Here is a 23,266-nt window from a genome sequence, read left to right on the forward strand (position 1 = left end):
CACGCGTCGGGAAGGTTCAATCGCGGTGCTTACGGTTGACCGTCTGCGCCGCCTTGAGCACGTCCGCGCCGATCTGCTGCTCGAACTGCGCCCACACCGGGCGCATGGCGTCGCGCCAGGCCTGGCGCTGTTCAGGGGTGAGGCTGATGACCTGGCTGCGGCCGGAGTCGATGATGCGTTGGCGGTCGGCCAGGTTGTCGGCCTCGGCCTGCTTGTTCACCGCATAGGTGACTTCGTCGATGATGGCTTCAAGCTCGGTGCGGATATGGTGCGGAATGCTGTACCAGAAGCGCGAGTTGCTCACCAGCATGTAGTCCAGCACGCCGTGGTTGGTTTCAGTGATGAAGGGTTGCACTTCATGCAGCTTCTTGCTGTAGATATTCGACCAGGGGTTCTCGGCGCCTTGCACCTGGCCGCTCTTGAGGGCGTTGAAGACTTCGGAAAAGGGCAGTTTCTGACTATTTGCGCCAATCGCGCCGAACTGCGCTTCCAGTACCGCCGAGGGCTGGATGCGGAAGCTCAGGCCCTTGGCGTCGGCGGGGACATGCAGCGCGCGAGTGGCGGACAACTGCTTCATGCCGTTGTGCCAGTAGGCCAGGCCGACGATGTCGTGATCTTCCATCGAGCGCAGCAACTGACGGCCCTTGGCGCGCTTCTGGAAGCGGTTGACCGCCTCCAGATCATCGAACAGGAAGGGCAGGTCGAATACCTGCAGTTGCTTGGTGTACTGCTCGAACTTGGCCAGGGAGGGCGCCAGTAGCTGCACCTCGTTCTTGTTCAGTGCTTCCAGCTCGTTGGCATCGCCGTAAAGGCTGGAGTTGGGGTAGACCTCGACCTTGACCTTGCCCCCCAGGCGCTGTTCCACCAGTCGCTTGAACAGCAATGCGCCCTGGCCCTTGGGGGTGCTGTCGGCCACCACGTGAGAGAACTTGATCAGGATAGGTTCATCGGCCAGCGCCACCTGGCAACTGAGGGCGGCCAGCGCCAGGGCACCGGTAGCCAGGGCTCGGAGGATGTCGAACATACTGCTTCCTTTTCTTCTTGTCGGTGGTGTGAGCGCTCGTGGGTGGCGCTCTGTGTTGGTCGCTCGGGCCCGTTGCGATGTTCACGGCAGTGTATTGTTGGGCAACGGGCGTGCCCTCCAATCGCAAGGCTCGTGCCATTGTGGCGAATTTCCGCCAGGGCGCTGGCTTGCGTAACAGGGCTGTGACCCAGTTCACGCAGCATGGCGGCTTTCCGCCAGTGATGCCGTGGCGGGGAGCGGAAAACTGCCGGCGCGCCCTGTTATTCTGCCGCTGCGAGTGAAATGAAGGAGTCTGACAATGGCCTGGTCTGCTCAGCAATATTCCCTGTTCGAGCGTCAGCGCACCCGACCTGTCCACGATCTTCTGGCGGCGGTGCCGCATCAGGGCATCGAACGGGCCGTGGATCTGGGCTGTGGCCCCGGCAATTCCACCGCTGTATTGCAGGCCCACGCGCCAGAGGCGCAGGTGATGGGTATCGACAGCAGCGAGGACATGTTGCGCGCGGCGCGTGAGCGGCTGCCGCAGGTGAACTTCCAGTTGGCGGATATCCAGCACTGGCAGGCCGAGGTCGCGCCGCAACTGATCCTGGCCAATGCCTCGCTGCAATGGCTGCCGGATCACGCGCAACTCTATCCGCGTCTGTTGGCGCAACTCTCGCCTGGCGGTTGGCTGGCGATCCAGACGCCGGACAACCTGAATGAGCCGGCGCACCGTCTGGCCCGCGAAGTGGCGGCAGACGGCCCGTGGGCGGCGCGCATCGGCGAGGTGCGTCATGCCGAGCGGCATAGCGCGCAGACCTATTACGACATTCTCAGCCCTCATGCCAGCGAGCTGGATATCTGGCGCACCACCTATTTCCATGTATTGAAGAATGCAGCAGCGGTGGTGGAGTGGTTCAAGTCCACAGCGCTGTTGCCATTCCTGCAACCGCTGGATGCCGGGCAGCAGGCTGCATTCCTGGCGCGCTACCAGGCAGCGATCGCCGAGGCCTATGCGCAGCAGGGCGATGGTCGGGTATTGCTGCCGTTTCCACGCTTGTTCGTGGTCGCACGGCGTTAGTCGCTGGCCTCGTGCACAGGCTAAGGTCAATAACCTTCGCCAGGAGTCCTCTGCTCAGTGAAAACATCGTTCGAGAGTGTTCTGAAAGACAAGAATCGTATGCACCTGGAACCCAAGCCAGGTGACACACGGCCCGCCGCTGTTTTTCCAGTGGCGTTCGTGTTGCTGGAAAACTTCTCGATGATGGCGTTCACCGGCGCAGTGGATGCCTTGGTCACCACCAATCTCATGAACGGCACGCCTCTTTACCAGGTACTCGTGGTGGGGGAACAGGACGTGGTGGTCAGCGACCTGGGGATCTCCATCGCGGTCGACTGCCGGCTCGCCGATCTGAATGGGCGCGGCATGTACATGGTCGTGGTGTGCGGTGGTTTCCGTACCCATCTGCACGCCATACCGTTGCTAAGAAGCAAGTTGCGTCAGGCCGACGCTGGCGGGGCCTTGCTTGGCGGACTGTGGAACGGCGCCTACTTTCTCGCTGAAGCGGGATTGATGGATGGCCATGAGTGCGCTTTTCACCCGGAAGGGCGGGTGATGATGGCCGAGCTCTTCCCCAGGGTGAAGGTGACGACTCACTCCTATGTAGTCGATCGCAAGCGAATCAGCTGCGCTGGGGCAAACAGCTCGCTGAACATGATGCTGGAGGTCGTGCGCAAGACTGCGGATGCCGGGTTGATCGGTTCGGTCGAAGAGGTGCTGAGCTGCGACAGGATGGGGCAGACCTATGATGTGTCCGTCGCCTCGATCGATCTCGATACAACCTTGCCGAACCCGCTCAGGACAGCGCTCGAGCTGATGCACAGCAACATAGAAGACCCCATCGAAATCGATGAGATCGCACGCTACTCAGGCATTTCGCGTCGTCATCTCGAGCGCCTGTTCTGCCGTCATATGAAAGCGACCCCGCCGCGCTATTACCTGGAGCTGCGTCTTTCCAGGGCGAGGCAATTGCTGCAGTACACCAACAAGTCTTTGCTCGAGGTCGCGGTGGCTTGCGGTTTCGTCACCCTCTCGCATTTTCAGCGGCGTTTTCGGGAAATGTTCGGTGTCGCCCCCGGGCGCTTCCGTAAGCGGCGCAATGCGCAATGAGGCGCAGGGGTTATACGACTACTCGACGCTGATCAGGCACTGATTTCCTCGCCGGGGTTCAGAGACGCCGTTGGGCCCTGGAGCTTTCTCACAGGCGTTGAGCGCGACCCTCAAAAGAACAAGCCCCGCATCGGCGGGGCTTGTCGTTTACTGCGCCAGGGCGACCAGTCCGGCTTGCTGAACCAGTTCCAGCAGCGGTTGCGGGTACACGCCGAGGAAGAAGGCGAGCAGGGCGACCACCAGCAGCATGATGCCGCCGGCACGCTGGCCCCAGTCGAAGGGCGCATCGTGGCGATGCAGGTTGGGTTCGCGCATGAACAGGGTGACCATCACCCGCAGGTAATAGAACACGCCGATGGCGCTGCCCAGCACCATGGCGCCGAGCAACCACCAGAGTTGCGCCTCGACACCGGCAGCGATCACGTAGAACTTGCCGATGAAGCCTGCGGTCAGCGGAATGCCGGCCAGCGACAGCATCATTACCGTGAGCACGGCGGTCAGGTACGGACGGCGCCAGAACAGCCCACGGTACTCGTACAGCGCATCGGCATCGCGGCCGTTGTAGGGCGTCGACATCAGGGTGATCACGCCGAAGGCGCCGAGGCTGGTCAGCACGTAGGTGGCCAGGTAGACGCCGACGGCTTCCTCGGCCAGGCCCTTGCTGGCGATCAGCGCCACCAGCAGGTAGCCGAAGTGGGCGATGGAGGAGTAACCCAGCAGGCGTTTGAGGTTGTTCTGCAGCAGGGCCAACAGGTTGCCGAACAGGATCGAGGCAATGGCGATCAGGGTCAGCAGCTCGTTCAGCCAGCCACCGCTCATGGCCGGAGACATCTGGTACAGACGCAACAGCACGGCGAACACAGCCACCTTGCTGGCTGTCGCCAGGAAGGCCGCCACCGGCGCCGGCGCGCCTTCGTAGACATCCGGTGTCCACAGGTGGAAGGGTACCAGCGACAGCTTGAAGGCCAGGCCAATGAGCATCATGCCGATGCCGATCTGCATCAGTTGGCTGCTCTCGCGCATCAGGCTGATGCCGATATCGGCGAAGGCCAGGTTGCCGGAGTCGGCGTACAGCAGCGCCATGCCGAACAGCAGGAAGGCACTGCCCGCAGCCGACAGCACCATGTATTTGATGCCGGCCTCCAGCGAGCGTTTGTTGAAGAAGGCATAGGCGATCATGCCGTAGGTAGGCACCGACAGCAGTTCCAGGCCGATGAACAGGCTGGCCAGGTGCTGCGCGCTGACCAGTACCAGACCGCCAGCGGCGGACAGCAATACCAGCAGGTACAGCTCCTCGCGGTTGCCGGGGTAGCCCTTGCCCGAATCGCCGCCCAGGTAGGCGTGGATCAGGGTGATACAGGCCAGGCTGGCGGCCAGCACCAGGGCCATGTAGTAGCAGGCGAACTTGTCGATCAGCAGCAGCGGGGTGACCTCGAACGGTGCCACTTCCAGCGCAGGAATGAGCGACAACAGCGCCAGGTTCAGGCCCACCACCGAGAGGATGAAGGTCACCGTGTGATTACGCTTGGCGGCGATGGCCAGCATCACCACGACAGCGGTGAGGCTGGTCACCAGCAGTGGCAGCAGGGCGATCAGGTGTTGCAGGGTGAAGTCGACAGCGTGATGTTCCATGAGTCTCTAATCCTTACCCTTACCGGCCCGAGGCGAGTTGATCGAGGGCGCCAGCCATCCACTGCTGCACGCCATGCATGCTGGCAGCGGAGGTGTCGAGCACCGGTTGCGGGTAAACGCCAAGCAGAATCAGCAGGATGCCGAGGCCGAGTACCATGGCCAGTTCGCGGGCTTTCAGGCCCGGTAGCGGCGCGTCCTGTTGCACCGGGCCGAAGTAGGCACGGTGGATCATCGCCAGGGCGTATACCGAGCCCAGCACCAGGCCGCTGGCGGCGATCACCACGACCCAGGGTGCCCCGGGGAAGCTGCCGATCAGGATGAGGAACTCGCCGACGAAGTTGCCGGTGCCGGGCAGGCCTAGCGCGGCGGCGGCAAAGAACAGGCTGATGGCCGGCAGCCAGGGCATGCGCGCCCAGATCCCGCCCATCTGGCGAAGGTCACGGGTGTGCAGGCGCTCGTAGAGCTGGCCGCAGAGGATAAACAGCGCAGCAGCGGACAGGCCGTGGGCGACCATCTGCACCACCGCGCCCTGCAGGGCGATCTGGCTGCCGGAATAGATGGCGATCAGCACGAAGCCCATGTGCGACACGCTGGAGTAGGCCACCAGGCGCTTGATGTCGGTCTGCGCGAAGGACAGCAGCGCGCCGTAGAGGATGGCGAACACGCCGAGCCACTGGGCGATGGGGGCGAACTCCGCCGAGGCGTTGGGGAACAGTGGCAGGGCGAAGCGCAGCAGGCCGTAGGCGGCGGTCTTCAGCAGGATGCCGGCCAGATCCACCGAGCCGGCAGTCGGCGCCTGGGCATGGGCGTCAGGCAGCCAGGAGTGCACCGGCACCACCGGGAACTTCACCGCGAAGGCGACGAAGAAACCGAGCATCAACAGGTATTCGGTGCCCGGTGCCAGTTGGGTCTTCAGCAGATCGGCGTAGTTGAAGCTGAGCACGCCGGTCTGGTTGAAGTGCACGAACACCAGGGCCAGGATCGACACCAGCATGATCAGGCCGCTGGCCTGGGTGAAGATGAAGAACTTGGTGGCGGCGGTGATGCGGGTGCGCCCGTCGCTGCCGCTATGACCCCAGAGCGCGATGAGGAAGTACATCGGCACCAGCATCATTTCCCAGAAGAAGAAGAACAGGAACAGATCGACCGCGAGGAACACACCGACCACGCCGCCGAGAATCCACATCAGGTTGAGGTGGAAGAAGCCGACGCGGTTCTGGATCTCGTTCCACGAGCAGAGCACAGAGAGCACACCGAGCAGGCCGGTGAGCACCACCATCAGCACCGACAGGCCGTCCATTGCCAGGTGAATGGTGATGCCCAGACGCGGGATCCAGTCGATGACGAACTCGTGGGCCCAGCGCGGGCCGCCGTCCGGGGCTGGCGCCAGGGTGAAGTCGCCGCTGACCCACAGCCACAGGCTCAGGCCGAACAGCAGGCTCATGGTGATCAGGGCGATCCAGCGCGGCAGGACGTGGCCGAAGCGCTCGCCTTGCCAGCACAGCAGGCCGCCGATGAAGGGAATCAGGATTAGCCAGGGCAGAATCATCAGGCTGTTTTCCTTAACTCAGAAAGAGGATGGCGGCGAGCACCAGTACGGCGCCCCCGGCGATCGAAGCGGCGTACCAGCGCACCTGGCCGTTTTCGCTGCGCACCAGTGCGGCGTTGCCGCCACGCGCGAGCAGCGGGATGAGGCCGATGCCGCGGTCGATGGGGTCGCGGCGCAGCAGGTGGCAGAGCAGCAGATAGGGGCGCACGAACAGCTTGTCGTACAGCCAGTCGAAGCCCCAGGCGGCGAACCACAGGGCGCTCAGCAGGCGGCCCGGCGCGCTCTGCGCTACGGCGGAGGCGACGCGGCGCCGGCCTAGGAAGAGCAGGGCGGCGATGACGATGCCGCTCACCGCGATCAGCCCCGACAGCAGCTCCAGGCTGTGCTTGGCCTCGCCCCCGGCATGCCCGGCGCTTTGCGGCAGCACACCGGCCAGCGGCGGGGTGATCCAGGCACCGATAAAGGTGGACAGCACGATCAGCACCAGCAGCGGCAGGTTGTGGGCGATGCCATGGCCTGCATGAGCCTCGGTCTTCTGCTCGCCGTGGAAGGCAATGAAGATCAGGCGGAAGGTGTAGATCGAAGTCAGGAAGGCGCCGAGCAGGCCGGCATAGAGCAGCTCGCTGTGGCCGCTGGCGAAGGCTTCCCAGAGGATTTCGTCCTTGGAATAGAAACCGGCGGTCAGCAGCGGCAGGGCAGCCAGCGCGGAACCACCGACGACGAAGCTGGCGTAGGCCAGCGGCAGCTTCTTCCACAGCCCGCCCATCTTGAAAATGTTCTGCTCGTGGTGGCAGGCGTGGATCACCGCACCGGAGGCAAGGAACAGCAGGGCCTTGAAGAAGGCGTGGGTCATCAGGTGAAAGATCGCCGCATCCCAGGCGCCGACGCCCAGGGCGAGGAACATGTAGCCGATCTGGCTCATGGTCGAGTAGGCGAGGATGCGCTTGATGTCGGTCTGCACTAGGGCGGCGAAGCCGGCCAGCACCAGGGTCACGCCGCCGACGATACCGACCAGCTCGAGAATTTCCGGGGTCAGCAGGAACAGGCCGTGGGTACGGGCGATCAGGTATACGCCGGCGGTGACCATGGTCGCCGCGTGGATCAGCGCCGACACCGGGGTCGGGCCAGCCATGGCGTCGGCCAGCCAGGTCTGCAACGGCAACTGGGCGGATTTACCGACCGCGCCGCCCAGCAGCATCAGCGTGGCGAGCCACAGCCAGGTGTCGCCGGCCGCGTATTGCTGCGGCGCCAGCACCATCAGCTCCTGGATGTTCAGGGTGCCGAGGTTGATGAACAGCAGGAACATGCCGATCATCAGGAACACGTCGCCGACGCGAGTGACAATGAAGGCCTTGAGCGCTGCGTTACCGTTGGGCACGTGCTTGTAGTAGAAGCCGATCAGCAGGTACGAGCACAGGCCCACGCCTTCCCAGCCGAAGAACAGCACCAGCAGGTTGTCGCCCAATACCAGCAGCAACATGCTGAAGATGAACAGGTTGGTGTAGGCGAAGAAGCGTGAATAGCCTTCTTCACCGCGCATGTACCAGCTAGCGAACAGGTGAATCAGGAAACCCACGCCGGTGACCACACCGAGCATGGTGGCCGACAGGCCATCCAGATGCAGGGTGAAGCTCGGCGCCAGGCCTTCGACGCTCATCCACTGCCACAGGGTGAGGCTGTAGGCGCCGCCGGCCGGCGGGTTGCCGAGGAACGCGGCGATGACCCAGGCAGCGCTGGCGGCGGCCAGGCCGATGGAGCCGACACCGATCAGCGCGCTGGTGTTTTCCGAGAAGCGTCCGCGCGAGAAGGCCAGCAGCAGCCAGCCGAGCAGCGGGAAGAATAGAGTCAGGGCTAGAAGGTTCATCCGCGCATCTCGCTGGCAGCGTCGATATCCAGGGTGTTGAAGCGGCGATACAGCTGCAGCAGGATCGCCAGGCCGATGCTGGCCTCGGCGGCTGCCAGGGTGATCACCAGAATGAACATCACCTGGCCGTCAGCCGCGCCCCAACGGGCGCCAGCGACGACGAAGGCCAGTGCAGCGGCGTTCATCATCACTTCCAGGCTCATCAGGATGAACAGGATGTTGCGCCGCACCATCAGGCCGACCAGGCCGATGCAGAACAGCACGCCGGCCAGGGCCAGGCCGTGTTCGAGTGGGATTCCAGTCATGCGGTGGGCTCCTTGGCGTCGTGGCGGCCCAGGTGGTAGGCGGCGACCAGTGCGGCGAGCAACAGCATGGAGGCCAGCTCTACCGCCAGCAGATAAGGCCCGAACAGGCTGATACCGACTGCCTTGGCTTCCACCGTGGTGTGGCCGATATGGGCGTCGCTGACGTGATTGAGCAGCACATAGAGCAACTGGCCGAGCAGCAGGGCGCTGAGAATCGCCGGGCCGACCCAGATACCGGGCGTCAGCCACTTGCGCTCCTGCTCGGCGGCAGCCGGGCCGAGGTTGAGCATCATCACCACGAAGACGAACAGCACCATGATGGCGCCGGCGTAGACGATGATTTCCAGCGCGCCGGCGAAGGGCGCACCGAGGGCGAAGAACACCATCGACACCGCCAGCAGCGAGACGATGAGATAGAGCAGGGCATGTACCGGGTTGGTGTTGGTAACCACCCCGACCGTCGCTGCCACCGCCACACCGGCGGCGAAGTAGAACGCGAATTCCATCAGAAGCTCCTCATTGCTCCCCTCTCCCGCGTGCGGGAGAGGGGCTGGGGGAGAGGGTAAGAACGAGTCATGGCAGCAGGCCCTTGACGTTGATCGGCTCGGCCTCGTTCTGCGCGGCGCCCTTGGGCTTGCCGGCGATGGCCATACCGGCAACGCGGTAGAAGTTGTAGTCCGGGTTCTTGCCGGGGCCGCTGATCAGCAGGTCTTCCTTCTCGTACACCAGATCCTGGCGCTTGAACTCGCCCATCTCGAAATCGGGGGTGAGCTGGATCGCGGTGGTCGGGCAGGCTTCCTCGCACAGGCCGCAGAAGATGCAGCGCGAGAAGTTGATGCGGAAGAACTCCGGGTACCAGCGCCCGTCGTCGGTCTCGGCCTTCTGCAGCGAGATGCAGCCCACCGGGCAGGCCACGGCGCACAGGTTGCAGGCCACGCAGCGTTCCTCGCCGTCGGGGTCGCGGGTCAGGACGATGCGGCCACGGTAGCGCGGCGGCAGGTAGACCGGTTCTTCCGGGTATTGCAGGGTGTCGCGCTTGCGAAAGCCATGGCTGAACACCATGACCAGGCTGCGCAGTTGGGTGCCGGTACCGACCAGCACGTCCCAGATGTACTTGAACATTGCTTTTCTCCTTACTGGGCCGTGGCCAGCACGACGGCGCCGGTCACCAGCAGGTTGATCAGGGTCAGCGGCAGGCAGAACTTCCAGCTAAAGGCCATGACCTGGTCATAGCGCGGGCGTGGGATCGACGCGCGCAGCAGGATGAAGATCATGATGAAGAAGGCCGTTTTCAGCGCGAACCAGAAGAACGGAATCTGCGGCAGGATGCCGAACGGGCCATGCCAGCCACCGAAGAACAGGGTTACCAGCAGCGCCGACACGGTGACGATGGCCACGTATTCGCCGACGAAGAACATGCCCCATTTCATGCCGGCATATTCGATGTGGTAACCATCGGCCAGCTCCTGCTCGGCTTCCGGCTGGTCGAACGGGTGACGGTGGGTCACGGCGACGGCGGCGATGAAGAAGGTACAGAAACCGAAGAACTGCGGAATGATGAACCACAGGTTCTGCGCCTGGTAGTCGACTATGTCGCGCATGTTGAACGAGCCGACCTGCGCCACTACGCCCATCAGCGCCAGGGCCAGGAACACCTCGTAGGAGATGGTCTGGGCCGAGGCACGCAGGCTGCCGAGCAGGGCGAACTTGTTGTTGCTCGACCAGCCGGCGAACAGCACGGCATAGACCGAAAGACCCGCCATGGCGAAGAAGAACAGGATGCCGATGTTCAGATCCGCCACGCCCCAGGTCGGGGTGATGGGGATGATGGCGAAGGCCATCAGCATCGCCGAGAAGGCGATCATCGGCGCCAGGATGAAGATGAACTTGTCGGCGAACGGCGGCGTCCAGTCCTCCTTGAAGAACATCTTGATCATGTCGGCGGCGATCTGGAACATGCCGAACGGCCCCACACGGTTGGGGCCGTAGCGATCCTGCCACCAGCCGAGCAGACGGCGCTCGATGAAGCTCAGCAGCGCGCCGCAGACCACCACCACCAGCAGGATGACGATGGCCTTGAGTACCGCGATGACGATCTCGATCAGTTCGGGCGTCAGCCAACTCATTGCGCGGCCTCCTGCAGCAGGGTCACGCTGGCACCGGCGAGCGTCGCGGCAATGCCCGGCAAGCCGACCGGTAGGCCGACCAGGCCAATGGCCAGGTCATCACGCACCTGCAGCGGCAGGCGCAGGGCCTGGCCGTTGACGCGCAGGGCCAGCAGCGCGCCGTCATTCACCCCCAGGCGTGCCGCTTCATCGCGGGCCAGGGCCACATAGGGCTCGGGCATGCGTTCCTGAATCGGTTTGGCGCGCGCGGAGTTTTCCTCGCTGCCGAACAGGTGGTGCAGCGGCGCCACCTGCCAGGTGCCGGCTGCCGGGTTGAACGCGGCGTTCACGGCGAACCAGGGCAGGGCGTTGCCGGCAGCTTCGAGCAGGCGTACGCCGGGGTCGCCAGCGCGCAGATGACCACCGACCTCGTCCTGGAATTTGTTCCAGGCCTGCGGCGAGTTCCAGCCCGGCGACCAGGCGAACGGAATCTGTTGCCGATCTTCCTTGCTGCCGGCGTAGCCTTCCATGGAGAAGGCGAAGGCGGTGTCCTGATCTTGCGGCTGACGCGGCTCGTGCACGCTGATATTAGCGCGCATGGCGGTACGACCACTGTAGCGGTGCGGCTCGCGAGCGAGCTTGAGGCCCTTGATGCGGAACGAGGCGCTAGGCGCGGCGTCCTTGATGCCGGCCAGCAGCGGGTTGCTGGCGGCGCAGGCCTCGGTGACCTGATCCAGTTGCGTCCAGTCCACGGCCTTGCCTTGCAGGGTGCTGTGCAGCGCGTGCAGCCAGCGCCAGCCTTCGCGGATCAGAATATTGCTGTCGTAGTAGCTCGGCTCATAGACCTGGAAGAAGCGCTGGGCGCGGCCTTCGAGGCTGACCAGGGTGCCGTCGCCTTCGGCGAAGCTGGCCGCCGGCAGCAGCAGGTGGGCGCGTTCGCTGGTGGCGGTGCGCTGGTGATCGGCGACGATCAGCGTCTGTGCTGCGCTGAGTGCGGCATCGACCTTGGCGGCATCGGCGCGGCGGTACAGGTCGTTTTCCAGCACGATCACGGCATCGGCCTGGCCGTTGCTCAGAGCATCGAGTGCGGCATCGACGGAGTCGCCACCGAGCAGGGCCAGCCCCAGGCTGTTGGCCTCGGGCACCACCAGGCTCAGCGAGCCGTTCTTCTCGCGGTTCTTCAGCGCGTTGGCGACATTGGCGGCGGCTTCGATCAGGGCTTTATCGCCCAGGGAGGCGCCGGAAACGATCAGTGGGCGCTTGGCATTGATCAGGGCATCGGCGATGCGCTGCACCAGTTCGCCGGCTTCGGCGTCCAGGCCGTCGACGGCCGGTGCGCTCGGGTCGATGGCGTGGGCCACGGCGAAACCGATACGGGCCAGGTCGGCCGGCGCGGCGTGCACGCACTGCTCGGCGATATCGTCGAGGCGGGTTTCAGCGACGCTGGCGATGAACAGCGGGTGCAGAGCGTGTTGAGCGACGTTCTGCACCGCCGCCATGTGCCAGTCCTGAATACGCGCACCGGCAGCGATTTCGGTGGCCTTGCCCTTGACCGCCTGGCGCAGGGCCAGGGCCAGGCGTGCGGCGGTCTGGGTCAGGTCTTCGCCGAGGACGAAAATGGCGTCGTGCAGCTCGACATCGCGCAGGGTCGGGGTCGGCAGCGGGCCGTTTTGCAGGATGTCGCGGATCAGGCGGATATTGGCCAGTTCGCCAGCGGCGATGCCGCTATAGAAGTTGTTGGCGCCCACCAGTTCGCGCAGGGCGAAGTTGGCTTCGAGGCTGGCGCGCGGCGAGCCAATGCCGATCACACGCTTGCCCTTGAGCAGCTCGGCGGCCTTGTCCAGCGCGGCATCGATACCGATGGCCTGGCCGGCCAGCAGTGGCTGACGCGGGCGATCTTCGCGGTTGACGTAGCCATAGCCGAAGCGGCCACGGTCGCAGAGGAAGTACTGGTTGACCGAGCCGTTGAAGCGGTTCTCGATACGGCGCAGCTCGCCGTAGCGCTCACCGGGGCTGATGTTGCAGCCGCTGGAGCAGCCATGGCAGATGCTCGGGGCGAACTGCATGTCCCACTTGCGGTTGTAGCGCTCGGAGTGGGTCTTGTCGGTGAACACACCGGTCGGGCAGACCTCGACCAGGTTGCCGGAGAACTCGCTTTCCAGCGTGCCGTCCTCGACGCGGCCGAAGTACACGTTGTCGTGCGCGCCGTAGACGCCCAGGTCGGTGCCGCCGGCGTAGTCCTTGTAGTAGCGCACGCAGCGGTAGCAGGCGATGCAGCGGTTCATCTCATGAGCGATAAAGGGGCCCAACTCTTGGTTTTGATGAGTCCGCTTGGTAAAGCGATAGCGACGGGCGTTGTGCCCGGTCATCACCGTCATGTCCTGCAGGTGGCAGTGGCCGCCTTCCTCGCACACCGGGCAGTCGTGCGGGTGGTTGGTCATCAGCCATTCGACGACGCTGGCGCGAAATTGCTTGGCTTCTTCGTCGTCAATGGAAATCCAGGTGTTGTCGGTGGCGGGTGTCATGCAGGACATGACCAGACGACCACGGGTGTCGTTCTCGTCGTTGTACTGCTTGACCGCGCACTGGCGGCACGCCCCAACGCTGCCAAGCGCCGGGTGCCAGCAGAAGTAGGGGATATCGAGTCCGAGGGACAGGCAGGCCTGCAGGAGGTTGTCTGCACCATCGACTTCGAAATCTTTGCCGTCTACGTGGATAGTGGCCATTTCTTTAAGTCTTCGTTTACCCGCTGGTTAAAGCGGCTGGCTAAGGGAATTCGTCTGTTCAGCTCGCGGTCGCCGGCGTGCGGGGCGTGGTCGCCACCTGGGCCACACCGGCCTCGAACTCTTCACGGAAATACTTGATCGCGCTGCCCAGCGGCTCTACGGCGCCTGGTGCGTGCGCGCAGAAAGTCTTGCCCGGGCCGAGGAAGTTGACCAGGCCGAGCAGGGTTTCGATGTCCTCGCGGCTGCCTTGCTTGCGCTCCAGGGCACGGAGAATCTTCACGCTCCACGGCAGGCCGTCGCGGCACGGCGTACACCAGCCACAGGACTCGCGAGCGAAGAACTCTTCCATGTTGCGCAGCAGGGACACCATGTTGATCGAGTCGTCCACTGCCAGTGCCAGGCCGGTGCCCATGCGCGTGCCGACCTTGGCGATGCCGCCGGCGTACATCTGCGCCTCGAGGTGCTCGGGCAGCAGGAAACCGGTGCCGGCACCGCCAGGCTGCCAGCACTTGAGCCTGTAGCCGTCGCGCATGCCGCCGGCATGGTCCTCGAACAGCTCGCGCGCTGTGACGCCGAACGGCAGTTCCCACAGGCCGGGGTTCTTCACCTTGCCGGAGAAGCCCATCAGCTTGGTGCCGTGGTCTTCGCTGCCGGGGCGTGCGAGGCCCTTGTACCAGTCCACGCCCTGGCCGACGATGGCCGGCACGTTGCACAGGGTCTCGACGTTGTTGACGCAGGTGGGCTTGCCCCAGACGCCGACGGCAGCGGGGAAGGGCGGCTTGGCGCGCGGGTTGGCGCGGCGGCCTTCCAGCGAGTTGATCAGCGCGGTTTCCTCGCCGCAGATGTAGCGGCCGGCGCCGGTATGCACGAACAGCTCGAAGTCGAAGCCGCTGCCAAAGATGTTCTTGCCGAGCAGGCCGGCAGCCTTGGCTTCCTCGATGGCGCGATTGAGGTTGGCGGCGGCGTCGACGTATTCGCCACGCAGGAAGATGTAGCCGCGGTAGGCCTTGAGCGCACGCGCCGAGATCAGCATGCCTTCCACCAGCAGGTGCGGCAGTTGCTCCATCAGCAGGCGGTCTTTCCAGGTGTTGGGCTCCATTTCGTCCGCATTGCACAGCAGGTAGCGGATGTTCATGGATTCGTCGGCCGGCATCAGGCCCCACTTCACCCCGGTGGGGAAGCCGGCGCCGCCACGGCCCTTGAGGCCGGATTCCTTGACGGTCTGCACGATGTCGGCCTGGGCCATCTCGGTCAGTGCCTTGCGCGCGGCCGTGTAGCCGTTCTTCTGCTGGTACTCCTGCAGCCATACCGGCTGGGCGTCGTCACGCAGACGCCAGGTCAGCGGGTGGGTTTCTTCGCTGCGGGCGATGCGGTTGGCCGGGCCGATGGAGGTCAGGATCTTCATAGCGGTGCGCCGACTCATGGATAGTCCTCCAGCAGCTTGGCGACGCCGTCAGGTTGGACGTCGCCGAAGGTGTCGTCGTCGATCATCAGCGCAGGAGCCTTGTCGCAGTTGCCCAGGCAACACACCGGCAGCAGGGTGAAGCGATTGTCGCTGGTGGTCTGGCCAAGGCCGATGCCGAGCTGCTTCTGCATCTCACTGACCACCGATTCATGGCCGCCGATGTAGCAGGTCATGCTGTCGCACACGCGGATCACGTGGCGGCCCACCGGCTGGCGGAAGATCTGGCTGTAGAAAGTGGCCACGCCCTCGACGTCGCTGGCCGGGATGCCGAGAATTTCGCCAATGGCGTCAGCGGCACCGTCCGGCACCCAGCCGCGTGCCTTCTGCACGATCTTCAGCGCCTCGATGCTGGCGGCGCGCGGGTCTTCGTAGTGATGCATCTCGTGCTCGATGGCCGAGCGCTCGGTTTCGCTGAGGGTGAAACGGTCGGTCTGAATTAGCGTGCTCATGATCAGCGGTCCACGTCGGCCATGACGAAGTCGATACTGCCAAGATAGGCGATCAGATCCGCCACCATGCTGCCGCGGATCACCGAGGGGATCTGCTGCAGGTGGGCGAAGCTGGGGGTGCGAATCCGGGTGCGGTAGCTCATGGTGCTGCCGTCGCTCGTCAGGTAGTAGCTGTTGATGCCCTTGGTCGCCTCGATCATCTGGAAGGCTTCGTTGGCCGGCATGACCGGGCCCCAGGAAACCTGCAGGAAGTGGGTGATCAGGGTTTCGATGTGCTGCAGCGTGCGCTCTTTCGGCGGCGGCGTGGTCAGCGGGTGATCGGCCTTGTACGGGCCTTCCGGCATGTTCTTCAGGCACTGATCGATGATGCGGATGCTCTGGCGCATCTCCTCCACCCGCACCATGCAGCGGTCATAGGCATCGCCATTGGCCGCCAGCGGCACCTCGAACTCGAAGTGCTCGTAGCCGGAGTAGGGGCGTGCCTTGCGCAGGTCGAAGTCGCAACCGGTAGCGCGCAAGCCGGCACCGGTGGTGCCCCATTCCAGCGCTTCCTTGGTGTTGTATTGCGCCACGCCTATGGTACGGGCCTTGAGGATGCTGTTCTTCAGCGCCGCCTTCTCGTATTCGTCGAGGCGTTTGGGCAGCCAGTCGACGAATTCCTTGACCAGCTTGTCCCAGCCGCGCGGCAGGTCGTGGGCGACGCCGCCGATGCGGTACCAGGCCGGGTGCAGGCGGAAGCCGGTGATGGCTTCGATCACCTTGTAGGCGCGTTGGCGGTCGGTGAAGGTGAAGAACACCGGGGTCATTGCGCCAACGTCCTGGATGTAGGTACCGAGGAACAGCAAATGGCTGGTGATGCGGAAGAACTCGGCGAGCATCACGCGGATGAAGTCGACACGGGCCGGCACCTTGATGCCGGCCAGCTTCTCCACCGAAAGCACGTAGGGCAGGTTGTTCATCACCCCGCCGAGGTAGTCGATGCGGTCTGTGTAGGGGATGAAGCTGTGCCAGCTCTGCCGTTCGGCCATCTTTTCGGCGCCACGGTGGTGGTAGCCGATCTCCGGCACGCAATCGACGATCTCTTCGCCGTCGAGCTGCAGGATGATGCGGAAGGCACCATGCGCCGATGGGTGGTTGGGGCCGAGGTTGAGGAACATGTAGTCCTCGTGCTCACCGCCGCGTTTCATGCCCCAGTCTTCAGGGCGGAAGCGCGCAGCTTCTTCCTCAAGCTGTTGCTTGGCCAGGGTCAGGCTGAACGGATCGAATTCGGTGGCGCGCGCCGGGTAGTCCTTGCGCAGCGGGTGACCTTCCCAGGTCGGCGGCATCATGATGCGGCTCAGGTGTGGGTGGCCGCTGAAGGTGATGCCGTACAGATCCCAGACTTCGCGCTCGTACCAGTTGGCGTTGGGCCAGATGCCGGTGGCGCTGGGCAGGTTGAGGTCGCGCTCGGACAAGGCGACCTTGATCATCACGTCACTGTTACGCTCCAGCGACATCAGGTGATAGAACACCGTGAAGTCGGCGTCCGGCAGGCCGCGACGCTGGGTGCGCAGGCGCTCGTCGATGCCATGCAGGTCATAGAGCATCACGTAGGGGCGCGGCAGGTTGCGCAGGCAGGTGAGCACGTCGATGAGGCGCTCACGGGCGACCCAGAGTACCGGCATGCCGGTGCGCGTCGCTTGCAGGGTGAAGCTGTCTTCGCCAAAGCGGGCTTGAAGTTCGGTGACGACGTCCTGGTCGTCAGCCTTGTAAGGCGGTATGGACACAACGGTGTCTTGAGTCATGGTCTCGGTCGCTGTCGATCAACGTAGAAAGTGGGCATGACGCTTGCGCAGGCAAGCATCGGCTCAGACTTCGTCGGGGCTACGCAGGTTGGTAACGGCGATTCGCTGCTCGCGGCGCTGTTCCTTCTGCGAAGGCATTTCGGCACGGTAGATGCCTTGATCGCCAACGACCCAGGATAGCGGGCGGCGCTCCTGGCCGATGGATTCCTGCAGCAGCATCAAGCCTTGCAGGAACGCCTCCGGACGGGGCGGGCAGCCGGGAATGTAGACGTCCACGGGGAGGAACTTGTCCACGCCCTGAACGACCGAGTAGATGTCGTACATGCCGCCGGAGTTGGCGCATGAACCCATGGAGATGACCCACTTGGGTTCCAGCATCTGCTCGTAGAGACGCTGGATGACCGGCGCCATCTTGATGAAGCAGGTGCCGGCGATGACCATGAAGTCGGCCTGGCGGGGGGATGCGCGAATGACTTCCGCACCGAAACGCGCGATGTCGTGCGGGGCGGTGAAGGCGGTGGTCATTTCCACATAGCAGCAGGACAGGCCGAAGTTGTACGGCCACAAGGAATTCTTGCGCCCCCAGTTGACCGCGCCGTTAAGCACGTCCGAGAGCTTGCCCATGTAGATGTTCTTGTGAACCTGATCCTCTAGCAGCGGGTCGGAGACGACCTCCCGCTGGCCGATCGGATACGCCTCATTGGGCGCATTCGGGTCGACCCGAGTAAGTTTGTATTGCATCGCCAAAGCCTCATTGTTTTAGCTTCGCCTGCCGTTCACGACGTCCCTGCGGTGCCCAATCGAGCGCCCCGATACGCCAAAGATAGACAAGACCTGCCAACAGAATTGCTATGAAAACTGTAGCTTCGATCAGGCCCGCCCAGCCGCTTTCGCGCACCGAGACTGCCCAAGCGAAGAGATAGAGGGCTTCAACGTCGAAGATCACGAAGAGCATCGCGACCAGATAGAACTTGGCTGACAGGCGCAGACGCGCGCTGCCGGTAGGAAGCATGCCCGACTCGAAAGGCTCGTTCTTGCTACGTCCCCAGGCCTTGCTGCCGAGCAGACTGGAAAGGCCGAGCATGAAGGCAATGAGCCCGCAGACACCCAGCAAGAAGACAGCGAAAGCCCAGTTCTGGGACATGGTCGTTACCGCATCAGGCATGCCGGTACCCCTTGGTAAAGAGACGGCTTCTATTATTCATGATGGAGCCGCGCAGGCTGCACGGGCTCTGAAAAATCCTGAAAACAATTCTATGCCCGATGAACGGCATAAGTAAATTTCCAGCGTCAAATAAATTCGGTCTTCTTTGTGTCAAAACCCTTGCCCTGTGGCTCGCTTGCAGCCAAGCGCTCATCACAAGGAGCCTGATGTTGCAGATTGGCGCGCGGCGGATAGGTTCATTGTTTTACGCACCTGCATTGCCTCGTTGCACCCATGCAACACTCTGTCGCGTTCACCGCTCTGAATCGGGGGCGTGCTGCACTGGTAACGCCGCTCGAAGGGCTTAACGGTCAGTATTGTCCGAGACTTGGCGGCGGCGCGCGAGCATACTTTGGAAGCAATACCGATGGACGAACGAAACTTTCGCAGCAAAATCCGCACTGCTCCTAGGATTAAAGGTAGCAGAAGAAAAATTGCGCGGACGAATGCTAATAAAACCCTTTCGTTCGTGTTGAGACTCGCTCTCTGCAAGGAGATGGCAGGCGGCATTTTTAATGCATTAAGTGCATTAATAGCTTTTTTATATAAGAAAAAGTAATTTTTCTGTCATGACGACAGGAAGGTTAGGGTGATGGGTGCGGTCGCAATGACCGTCCAGGCGTGTGCTCGTTTTAGCTGTTCAAGCCGCTTGCCGCGTTCTGCAGTCGGTTGTTTTCAGCCTGTCGGCGGCACAGAGGAGGCCCCCTCGCCCTGCACGGGAGAGGGGGCCTGCGACAGGCTTAGAACAGCGGCTTACCGTCTTCGCGCGTGACGATCACTGTGGCCGAGCGTGGGCGACGGCCGGGGCCGTCCGGCCAGGTGCTGCGGAAATTCGTTGGTGTGGAGCCTTCACCCGGATGCTGGATATTGACGAACAGCGTGCGGAAGTCCGGCGTGGCAGTGATACCGGTGACCTCACAACCCACGGGGCCAACCAGGAAGCGCTTCATCTCACCGGTGGTCGGTTCGGCCACCAGCATCTGGTTGTTGCCGAATGGCCCGCTGGCGAGCTGGCTGCCGCTCATGTCGGTCTGAATCCACAGGCGACCGTCCTCATCGAACCACAGGCCATCCGGGCTGGCCAGGCGATTGTCGGCGGTCAGCGGCTTGCCGTTGAGGTCGAGGCTGTCGTTCTCTGGGCCTGCCAGCAGGAACAGGCTCCAGACGAACTCGCGGCCGGCATAGTCGCGGCTCTGCTCGCGCCAGCGGATGATGTGGCCATAGGCATTGGCCGGACGCGGGTTGGCTGCATCGACCACGGTGCGCGAACTGTTGTTGGTGAGGGTGAAGTAGACGTCGCCGTTGTTCGGGTTCACCGCGCCCCATTCCGGGCGATCCATCTTGGTGGCGCCGACGATGTCGGCAGCCAGGCGGGTGTTGATCAGCACTTCGCCCTGGTCGGCGAAGCTTACCCCGGCGGCCTCGCAGGCGGCCTGGAAAGCCTTGTTCTTGATATCCAGTGCCAGCCACTCGCCCTTGCCGTTGGCCTTGAAGCGCGCCACGTAAAGAGTGCCCTCGTCGAGCAGGCTGCCGTTGCTGCGACCCGGTATGTACCTGCCGCGACTGACGAACTTGTAGATGTACTCGTTCTGCGAGTCGTCGCCGGAATAGCAGACCACCGGACGGCCCGGCTTGACCGGCGCGAACACCAGGCCCTCGTGGGCGAAACGTCCCAGGGCGGTACGCTTGACCGGGGCGGATTCCGGTGCGAAGGGGTCGATCTCGACGATCCAGCCGAAGTGATTCGGCTCGTTGCGATAGTCGCCATTGGCATCGGCGGCCAGGCGGGTGGCATTGAAACGCTGGAATTCGTCACCGGCCAGGTGATCCCAGCCGTAGCGGCTGGCGCTGCCCACGCCGTAGCGGGTCATCTCGCGCGGGCGATCTGCGTCGCCACTGGCGAAATAGCCGGCCCAGTTTTCCTCGCAGGTCAGGTAGGTACCCCAGGGCGTGAAGCCATTGGCACAGTTGTTCAGTGTGCCGCGAGTGGCAGTGCCGTCAGGGCTGTAGCGGGTCCTGAGCAGGGCGTGACCGCGTGCGGGGCCGCTGATCTGCATCGGTGTAGCGCCCGTGATGCGACGGTTGCGCGCGCTGGGCAGCACCTCCCACTGGCCGCGCGTGCGGCGCACCTCAACCACTGAAACGCCATGGGCGTTGATTTCCTTGCGCACTTCATCGGCGTTGCTGCGCATGCCGCCGACCAGCGTCGGGCCGTTGGGGTGCAGAAGTTGGGCATCGATATATTCGTGGTTAAGCACCAACAGACCGTGGTCGCTCTTGTGGCCGCCACCGCGCTGACCATCGATGGGGAAGAAGTGCATGCCGTCATGGTGCATGCCGGTCTGGTCGGCCTGATCGGCGGCACTGTTGCCGGCGTTTTCGAGAAATGCCGGGAAGCTGCCACGAATTGGCGTGCCCCAGGGGATGAAAGCACTAGCCCGGTAACCGGCTGGCACGGTGATGGTATCCGCTCGGGTAACCGCCACCGGATCGAATGGCAGACGCTTGTTGCGCTTTTTCAGGCGTTCGAGCAGATCCTTGAGCGGATTGCTGGCGGCCTCGGCGCTGCCGGGCAGGGCAACACCGAGAAAACCCATGACGCCGAGCGCAGCACCGCCGGCTACCACCTGGCGGCGGCTCAGACCGGCTTCGATGAGGTCATGGATATGGGGGTTATCGGACGTATTGCTAAGCGGTTCATCACCATTGCCGAATAGCACGTCTTGCTCTTTTTGATTACGCACGGAGGGCTCCTGGTTAGGCTGATCGACGGAGCCATGACGCTAACCAAGTAAAGCGACGGAATAGTGACAGACGCTGTGCGCTGCTGCACAAAAAAGCATGGAGAAGGGGGGCAATAAACCACTGGGTTGGTACTGCTTCTTTGGGGGCGCCGAAGGACGCCGGCAGAGACGTTTGCGATACCGCCAGGCATAAAAAAGCCCCGGCAAGCCGGGGCGGATTAGGCAAAAGGCGCAGCGGGTGCGTGGCCCGCTGCGGGGAACCGTTCTTAATGGAACTGGTTCATGGTGTTGTCTTTACCACTGGCTTTCAGAGCAGCTTCGCCAGCGAAGTACTCCTTGTGGTTGTCGCCGATGTCGGAGCCAGCCATGTTCTGGTGCTTGACGCAGGCGATGCCCTGACGGATTTCCTGACGCTGCACGCCCTTGACGTAGGCCAGCATGCCCTGGTCGGCGAAGTAGCCCTTGGCCAGGTTGTCGGTGGACAGAGCCGCAGTGTGGTAGGTCGGCAGGGTGATCAGGTGGTGGAAGATGCCGGCATGGGCCGAACCGTCGCGCTGGAAGGTACGGATCTTCTCGTCGGCCAGCTTGGCCAGTTCGGTCTCGTCGTATTCCACGCTCATCAGCTTGGCGCGGTCGTAGGCGGACACGTCCTTGCCTTCGGCAACCATGGTGTCGAACACCTGCTGACGGAAGTTCAGGGTCCAGTTGAAGGACGGGCTGTTGTTATAGACCAGCTTGGCGTTCGGGATGACTTCGCGGATGCGATCAACCATGCCCTTGATCTGGCCAACGTGCGGCTTCTCGGTCTCGATCCACAGCAGGTCGGCGCCGTTCTGCAGACTGGTGATGCAGTCCAGTACGCAGCGATCTTCGCCAGTGCCCTTGCGGAACTGGAACAGGTTGGACGGCAGGCGCTTGGGACGCAGCAGTTTGCCTTCGCGCTTGATCACGACGTCGCCGTTGCCCAGCTCGGCTTCGGAGATTTCTTCGCAATCGAGGAAGGAGTTGTACAGGTCGCCCAGGTCGCCCGGCTTGTTGGTGACGGCGATCTGCTTGGTCAGGCCGGCGCCCAGGGAGTCGGTACGGGCGACGATCACGCCGTTGTCGATGCCCAGCTCGAGGAAGGCATAGCGAACGGCAGCGATCTTGGCGAGGAAGTCGGCGTGGGGAACGGTCACTTTACCGTCCTGGTGACCGCACTGTTTCTCGTCGGAAACCTGGTTCTCGATCTGGATGCAGCAGGCACCGGCTTCGATCATGCGCTTGGCCAGCAGGTAGGTGGCTTCCGGGTTACCGAAGCCCGCGTCGATGTCGGCAATGATCGGGACGATATGGGTCTCGAAGTTGTCGATCTGGTTCTGGATCTCGGCAGCCTTGGCCTGGTCGCCGGCTTCGCGAGCGGCATCCAGCGCGGTGAACAGCAGATCCAGCTCGCGGCTGTCGGCCTGACGCAGGAAGGTGTACAGCTCTTCGATCAGGTCGGAGACGGCGGTCTTCTCGTGCATCGACTGATCCGGCAGCGGGCCGAAGTCCGAGCGCAGGGCGGCGACCATCCAGCCGGACAGGTACAGGTATTTCTTGTTGGTGGTCTTCAGGTGCTTCTTGATCGAAATCAGCTTCTGCTGACCGATGAAGCCGTGCCAGCAGCCCAGGGACTGGGTGTAGAGGGAGGAGTCGGCGTCGTACTCTTCCATGTCCTTGCGCATGATGTCAGCGGTGTACTGAGCGATTTCCAGACCAGTCTTGAAGCGGTTCTGGGCGCGCATACGGGCGACGGACTCGGGGTTGATAGCGCTCCAGCTGCTGCCGAACTTCTCTTTCAGAGCGGCTACAGCCTTGATGTCGTTTTGATATGCGGACATGGTCAATCCTTCAAAGAATGTGTTGTTTGAGCACCAACTACCCACTCTAGACGCGCATGAATGCGACGGCTGCGGGCGGCTACCACTTCGACGGCGAGAAAACGGCTGAAAGGCGAGGTTGTACTGCGAGGAGGGGGGGCAGGCGAGCAGGTCGCAGGTTGCTACAGGCTTCGGGCTCGTGGAAACCCTTGGCGCAGTGCTGAGCCTGGCGATCTGTCTGTTACTTGACGCTTCCCCGTCCCTCAGGACAACTTCGTTCCAGTCGCAACCTCGTCGTACGGCCTTGTGGGCTGTTGGGACACGGACCGCTACGAAGTGCTTCGTTGGCGATCTGGAGATCCTTTTCAGGACCCCTGGCTAGCGGGAGCGAAGCCATCATGCCTCTCGTCAGGTGCTTCGTCAAA

18 protein-coding genes are annotated in these 23,266 nt (G+C 63.2%); 2 read left to right on the forward strand and 16 right to left on the reverse strand.

Annotated features, from left to right (window positions below; genetic code table 11):
• Nucleotides 1-16 precede the first annotated feature (16 nt).
• Complete coding sequence (locus tag OU800_RS11790; RefSeq protein WP_268184010.1) at nt 17-1,024, reverse strand: TRAP transporter substrate-binding protein; 1,008 nt, start codon at nt 1,022-1,024, stop codon at nt 17-19.
• A 298-nt stretch (nt 1,025-1,322) separates the two neighbouring features.
• Between OU800_RS11790 and tam the strand changes: the two genes are divergently transcribed.
• Both tam and OU800_RS11800 read left to right on the forward strand, forming a co-directional pair.
• Nucleotides 1,323-2,084 carry a trans-aconitate 2-methyltransferase gene (gene tam / locus OU800_RS11795; RefSeq protein ID WP_268184012.1) on the forward strand — a complete coding sequence of 254 codons (762 nt, stop codon included), beginning with the start codon at nt 1,323-1,325 and terminating at the stop codon, nt 2,082-2,084.
• 57 nt (nt 2,085-2,141) lie between these two features.
• Nucleotides 2,142-3,173, forward strand: a complete 1,032-nt coding sequence (locus OU800_RS11800) for a GlxA family transcriptional regulator (protein WP_268184014.1) — start codon at nt 2,142-2,144, stop codon at nt 3,171-3,173.
• 147 nt (nt 3,174-3,320) lie between these two features.
• On the opposite strand, the gene nuoN is transcribed toward OU800_RS11800, so the two are convergent.
• From nuoN to OU800_RS11875, 15 genes are all read right to left on the reverse strand, one after another.
• A complete protein-coding gene (gene nuoN, locus OU800_RS11805; RefSeq protein WP_268184017.1) occupies nt 3,321-4,805 on the reverse strand; it encodes an NADH-quinone oxidoreductase subunit NuoN in 1,485 nt (494 codons plus the stop codon).
• Nucleotides 4,806-4,824: 19 nt separating this feature from the next.
• Entirely contained in the window at nt 4,825-6,354 is a 1,530-nt protein-coding gene (gene nuoM / locus OU800_RS11810) for an NADH-quinone oxidoreductase subunit M (protein WP_268184019.1), read from the reverse strand.
• 13 nt (nt 6,355-6,367) lie between these two features.
• Nucleotides 6,368-8,218, reverse strand: coding sequence for an NADH-quinone oxidoreductase subunit L (nuoL, locus tag OU800_RS11815; RefSeq protein ID WP_268184022.1), 1,851 nt, complete (start codon nt 8,216-8,218; stop codon nt 6,368-6,370).
• Nucleotides 8,215-8,523: an NADH-quinone oxidoreductase subunit NuoK gene (nuoK, locus tag OU800_RS11820; protein ID WP_003460477.1), complete on the reverse strand. Its 309-nt coding sequence runs from the start codon at nt 8,521-8,523 to the stop codon at nt 8,215-8,217. The genes nuoL and nuoK overlap by 4 nt, the downstream gene beginning before the upstream one ends.
• The gene (gene nuoJ, locus OU800_RS11825; protein WP_017360843.1) at nt 8,520-9,029 is read right to left on the reverse strand and encodes an NADH-quinone oxidoreductase subunit J; all 510 of its coding nucleotides are present in this window, start codon (nt 9,027-9,029) and stop codon (nt 8,520-8,522) included. The genes nuoK and nuoJ overlap by 4 nt, the downstream gene beginning before the upstream one ends.
• A 67-nt stretch (nt 9,030-9,096) precedes the next feature.
• Nucleotides 9,097-9,645 (reverse strand): NADH-quinone oxidoreductase subunit NuoI, encoded by a 549-nt coding sequence (gene nuoI, locus OU800_RS11830; RefSeq protein WP_017677093.1) that lies wholly within the window; start codon nt 9,643-9,645, stop codon nt 9,097-9,099.
• An 11-nt stretch (nt 9,646-9,656) separates the two neighbouring features.
• The gene (gene nuoH, locus OU800_RS11835; protein WP_100547129.1) at nt 9,657-10,649 is read right to left on the reverse strand and encodes an NADH-quinone oxidoreductase subunit NuoH; all 993 of its coding nucleotides are present in this window, start codon (nt 10,647-10,649) and stop codon (nt 9,657-9,659) included.
• Nucleotides 10,646-13,354: an NADH-quinone oxidoreductase subunit NuoG gene (nuoG, locus tag OU800_RS11840; RefSeq protein ID WP_268184026.1), complete on the reverse strand. Its 2,709-nt coding sequence runs from the start codon at nt 13,352-13,354 to the stop codon at nt 10,646-10,648. The genes nuoH and nuoG overlap by 4 nt, the downstream gene beginning before the upstream one ends.
• Before the next feature lie 58 nt (nt 13,355-13,412).
• Complete coding sequence (gene nuoF, locus OU800_RS11845; protein WP_268184291.1) at nt 13,413-14,759, reverse strand: NADH-quinone oxidoreductase subunit NuoF; 1,347 nt, start codon at nt 14,757-14,759, stop codon at nt 13,413-13,415.
• A gap of 14 nt (nt 14,760-14,773) precedes the next feature.
• Nucleotides 14,774-15,274 (reverse strand): NADH-quinone oxidoreductase subunit NuoE, encoded by a 501-nt coding sequence (gene nuoE, locus OU800_RS11850; RefSeq protein WP_268184297.1) that lies wholly within the window; start codon nt 15,272-15,274, stop codon nt 14,774-14,776.
• Complete coding sequence (nuoC, locus tag OU800_RS11855; protein ID WP_268184027.1) at nt 15,271-17,052, reverse strand: NADH-quinone oxidoreductase subunit C/D; 1,782 nt, start codon at nt 17,050-17,052, stop codon at nt 15,271-15,273. Before nuoC ends, nuoE begins: the two co-directional genes overlap by 4 nt.
• A gap of 63 nt (nt 17,053-17,115) precedes the next feature.
• The gene (locus tag OU800_RS11860) at nt 17,116-17,793 is read right to left on the reverse strand and encodes a NuoB/complex I 20 kDa subunit family protein (RefSeq protein WP_268184028.1); all 678 of its coding nucleotides are present in this window, start codon (nt 17,791-17,793) and stop codon (nt 17,116-17,118) included.
• A gap of 10 nt (nt 17,794-17,803) precedes the next feature.
• On the reverse strand, nt 17,804-18,217 hold the full coding sequence (locus OU800_RS11865; RefSeq protein ID WP_024308132.1) for an NADH-quinone oxidoreductase subunit A: 414 nt from the start codon (nt 18,215-18,217) through the stop codon (nt 17,804-17,806).
• A gap of 779 nt (nt 18,218-18,996) precedes the next feature.
• Nucleotides 18,997-21,000, reverse strand: a complete 2,004-nt coding sequence (locus OU800_RS11870; RefSeq protein ID WP_268184029.1) for a PhoX family protein — start codon at nt 20,998-21,000, stop codon at nt 18,997-18,999.
• A gap of 266 nt (nt 21,001-21,266) precedes the next feature.
• Nucleotides 21,267-22,862, reverse strand: coding sequence for an isocitrate lyase (locus tag OU800_RS11875; RefSeq protein ID WP_268184031.1), 1,596 nt, complete (start codon nt 22,860-22,862; stop codon nt 21,267-21,269).
• Nucleotides 22,863-23,266: the final 404 nt, after the last annotated feature.

The organism is Pseudomonas sp. GOM7 (assembly GCF_026723825.1).
Lineage (GTDB): Bacteria > Pseudomonadota > Gammaproteobacteria > Pseudomonadales > Pseudomonadaceae > Aquipseudomonas.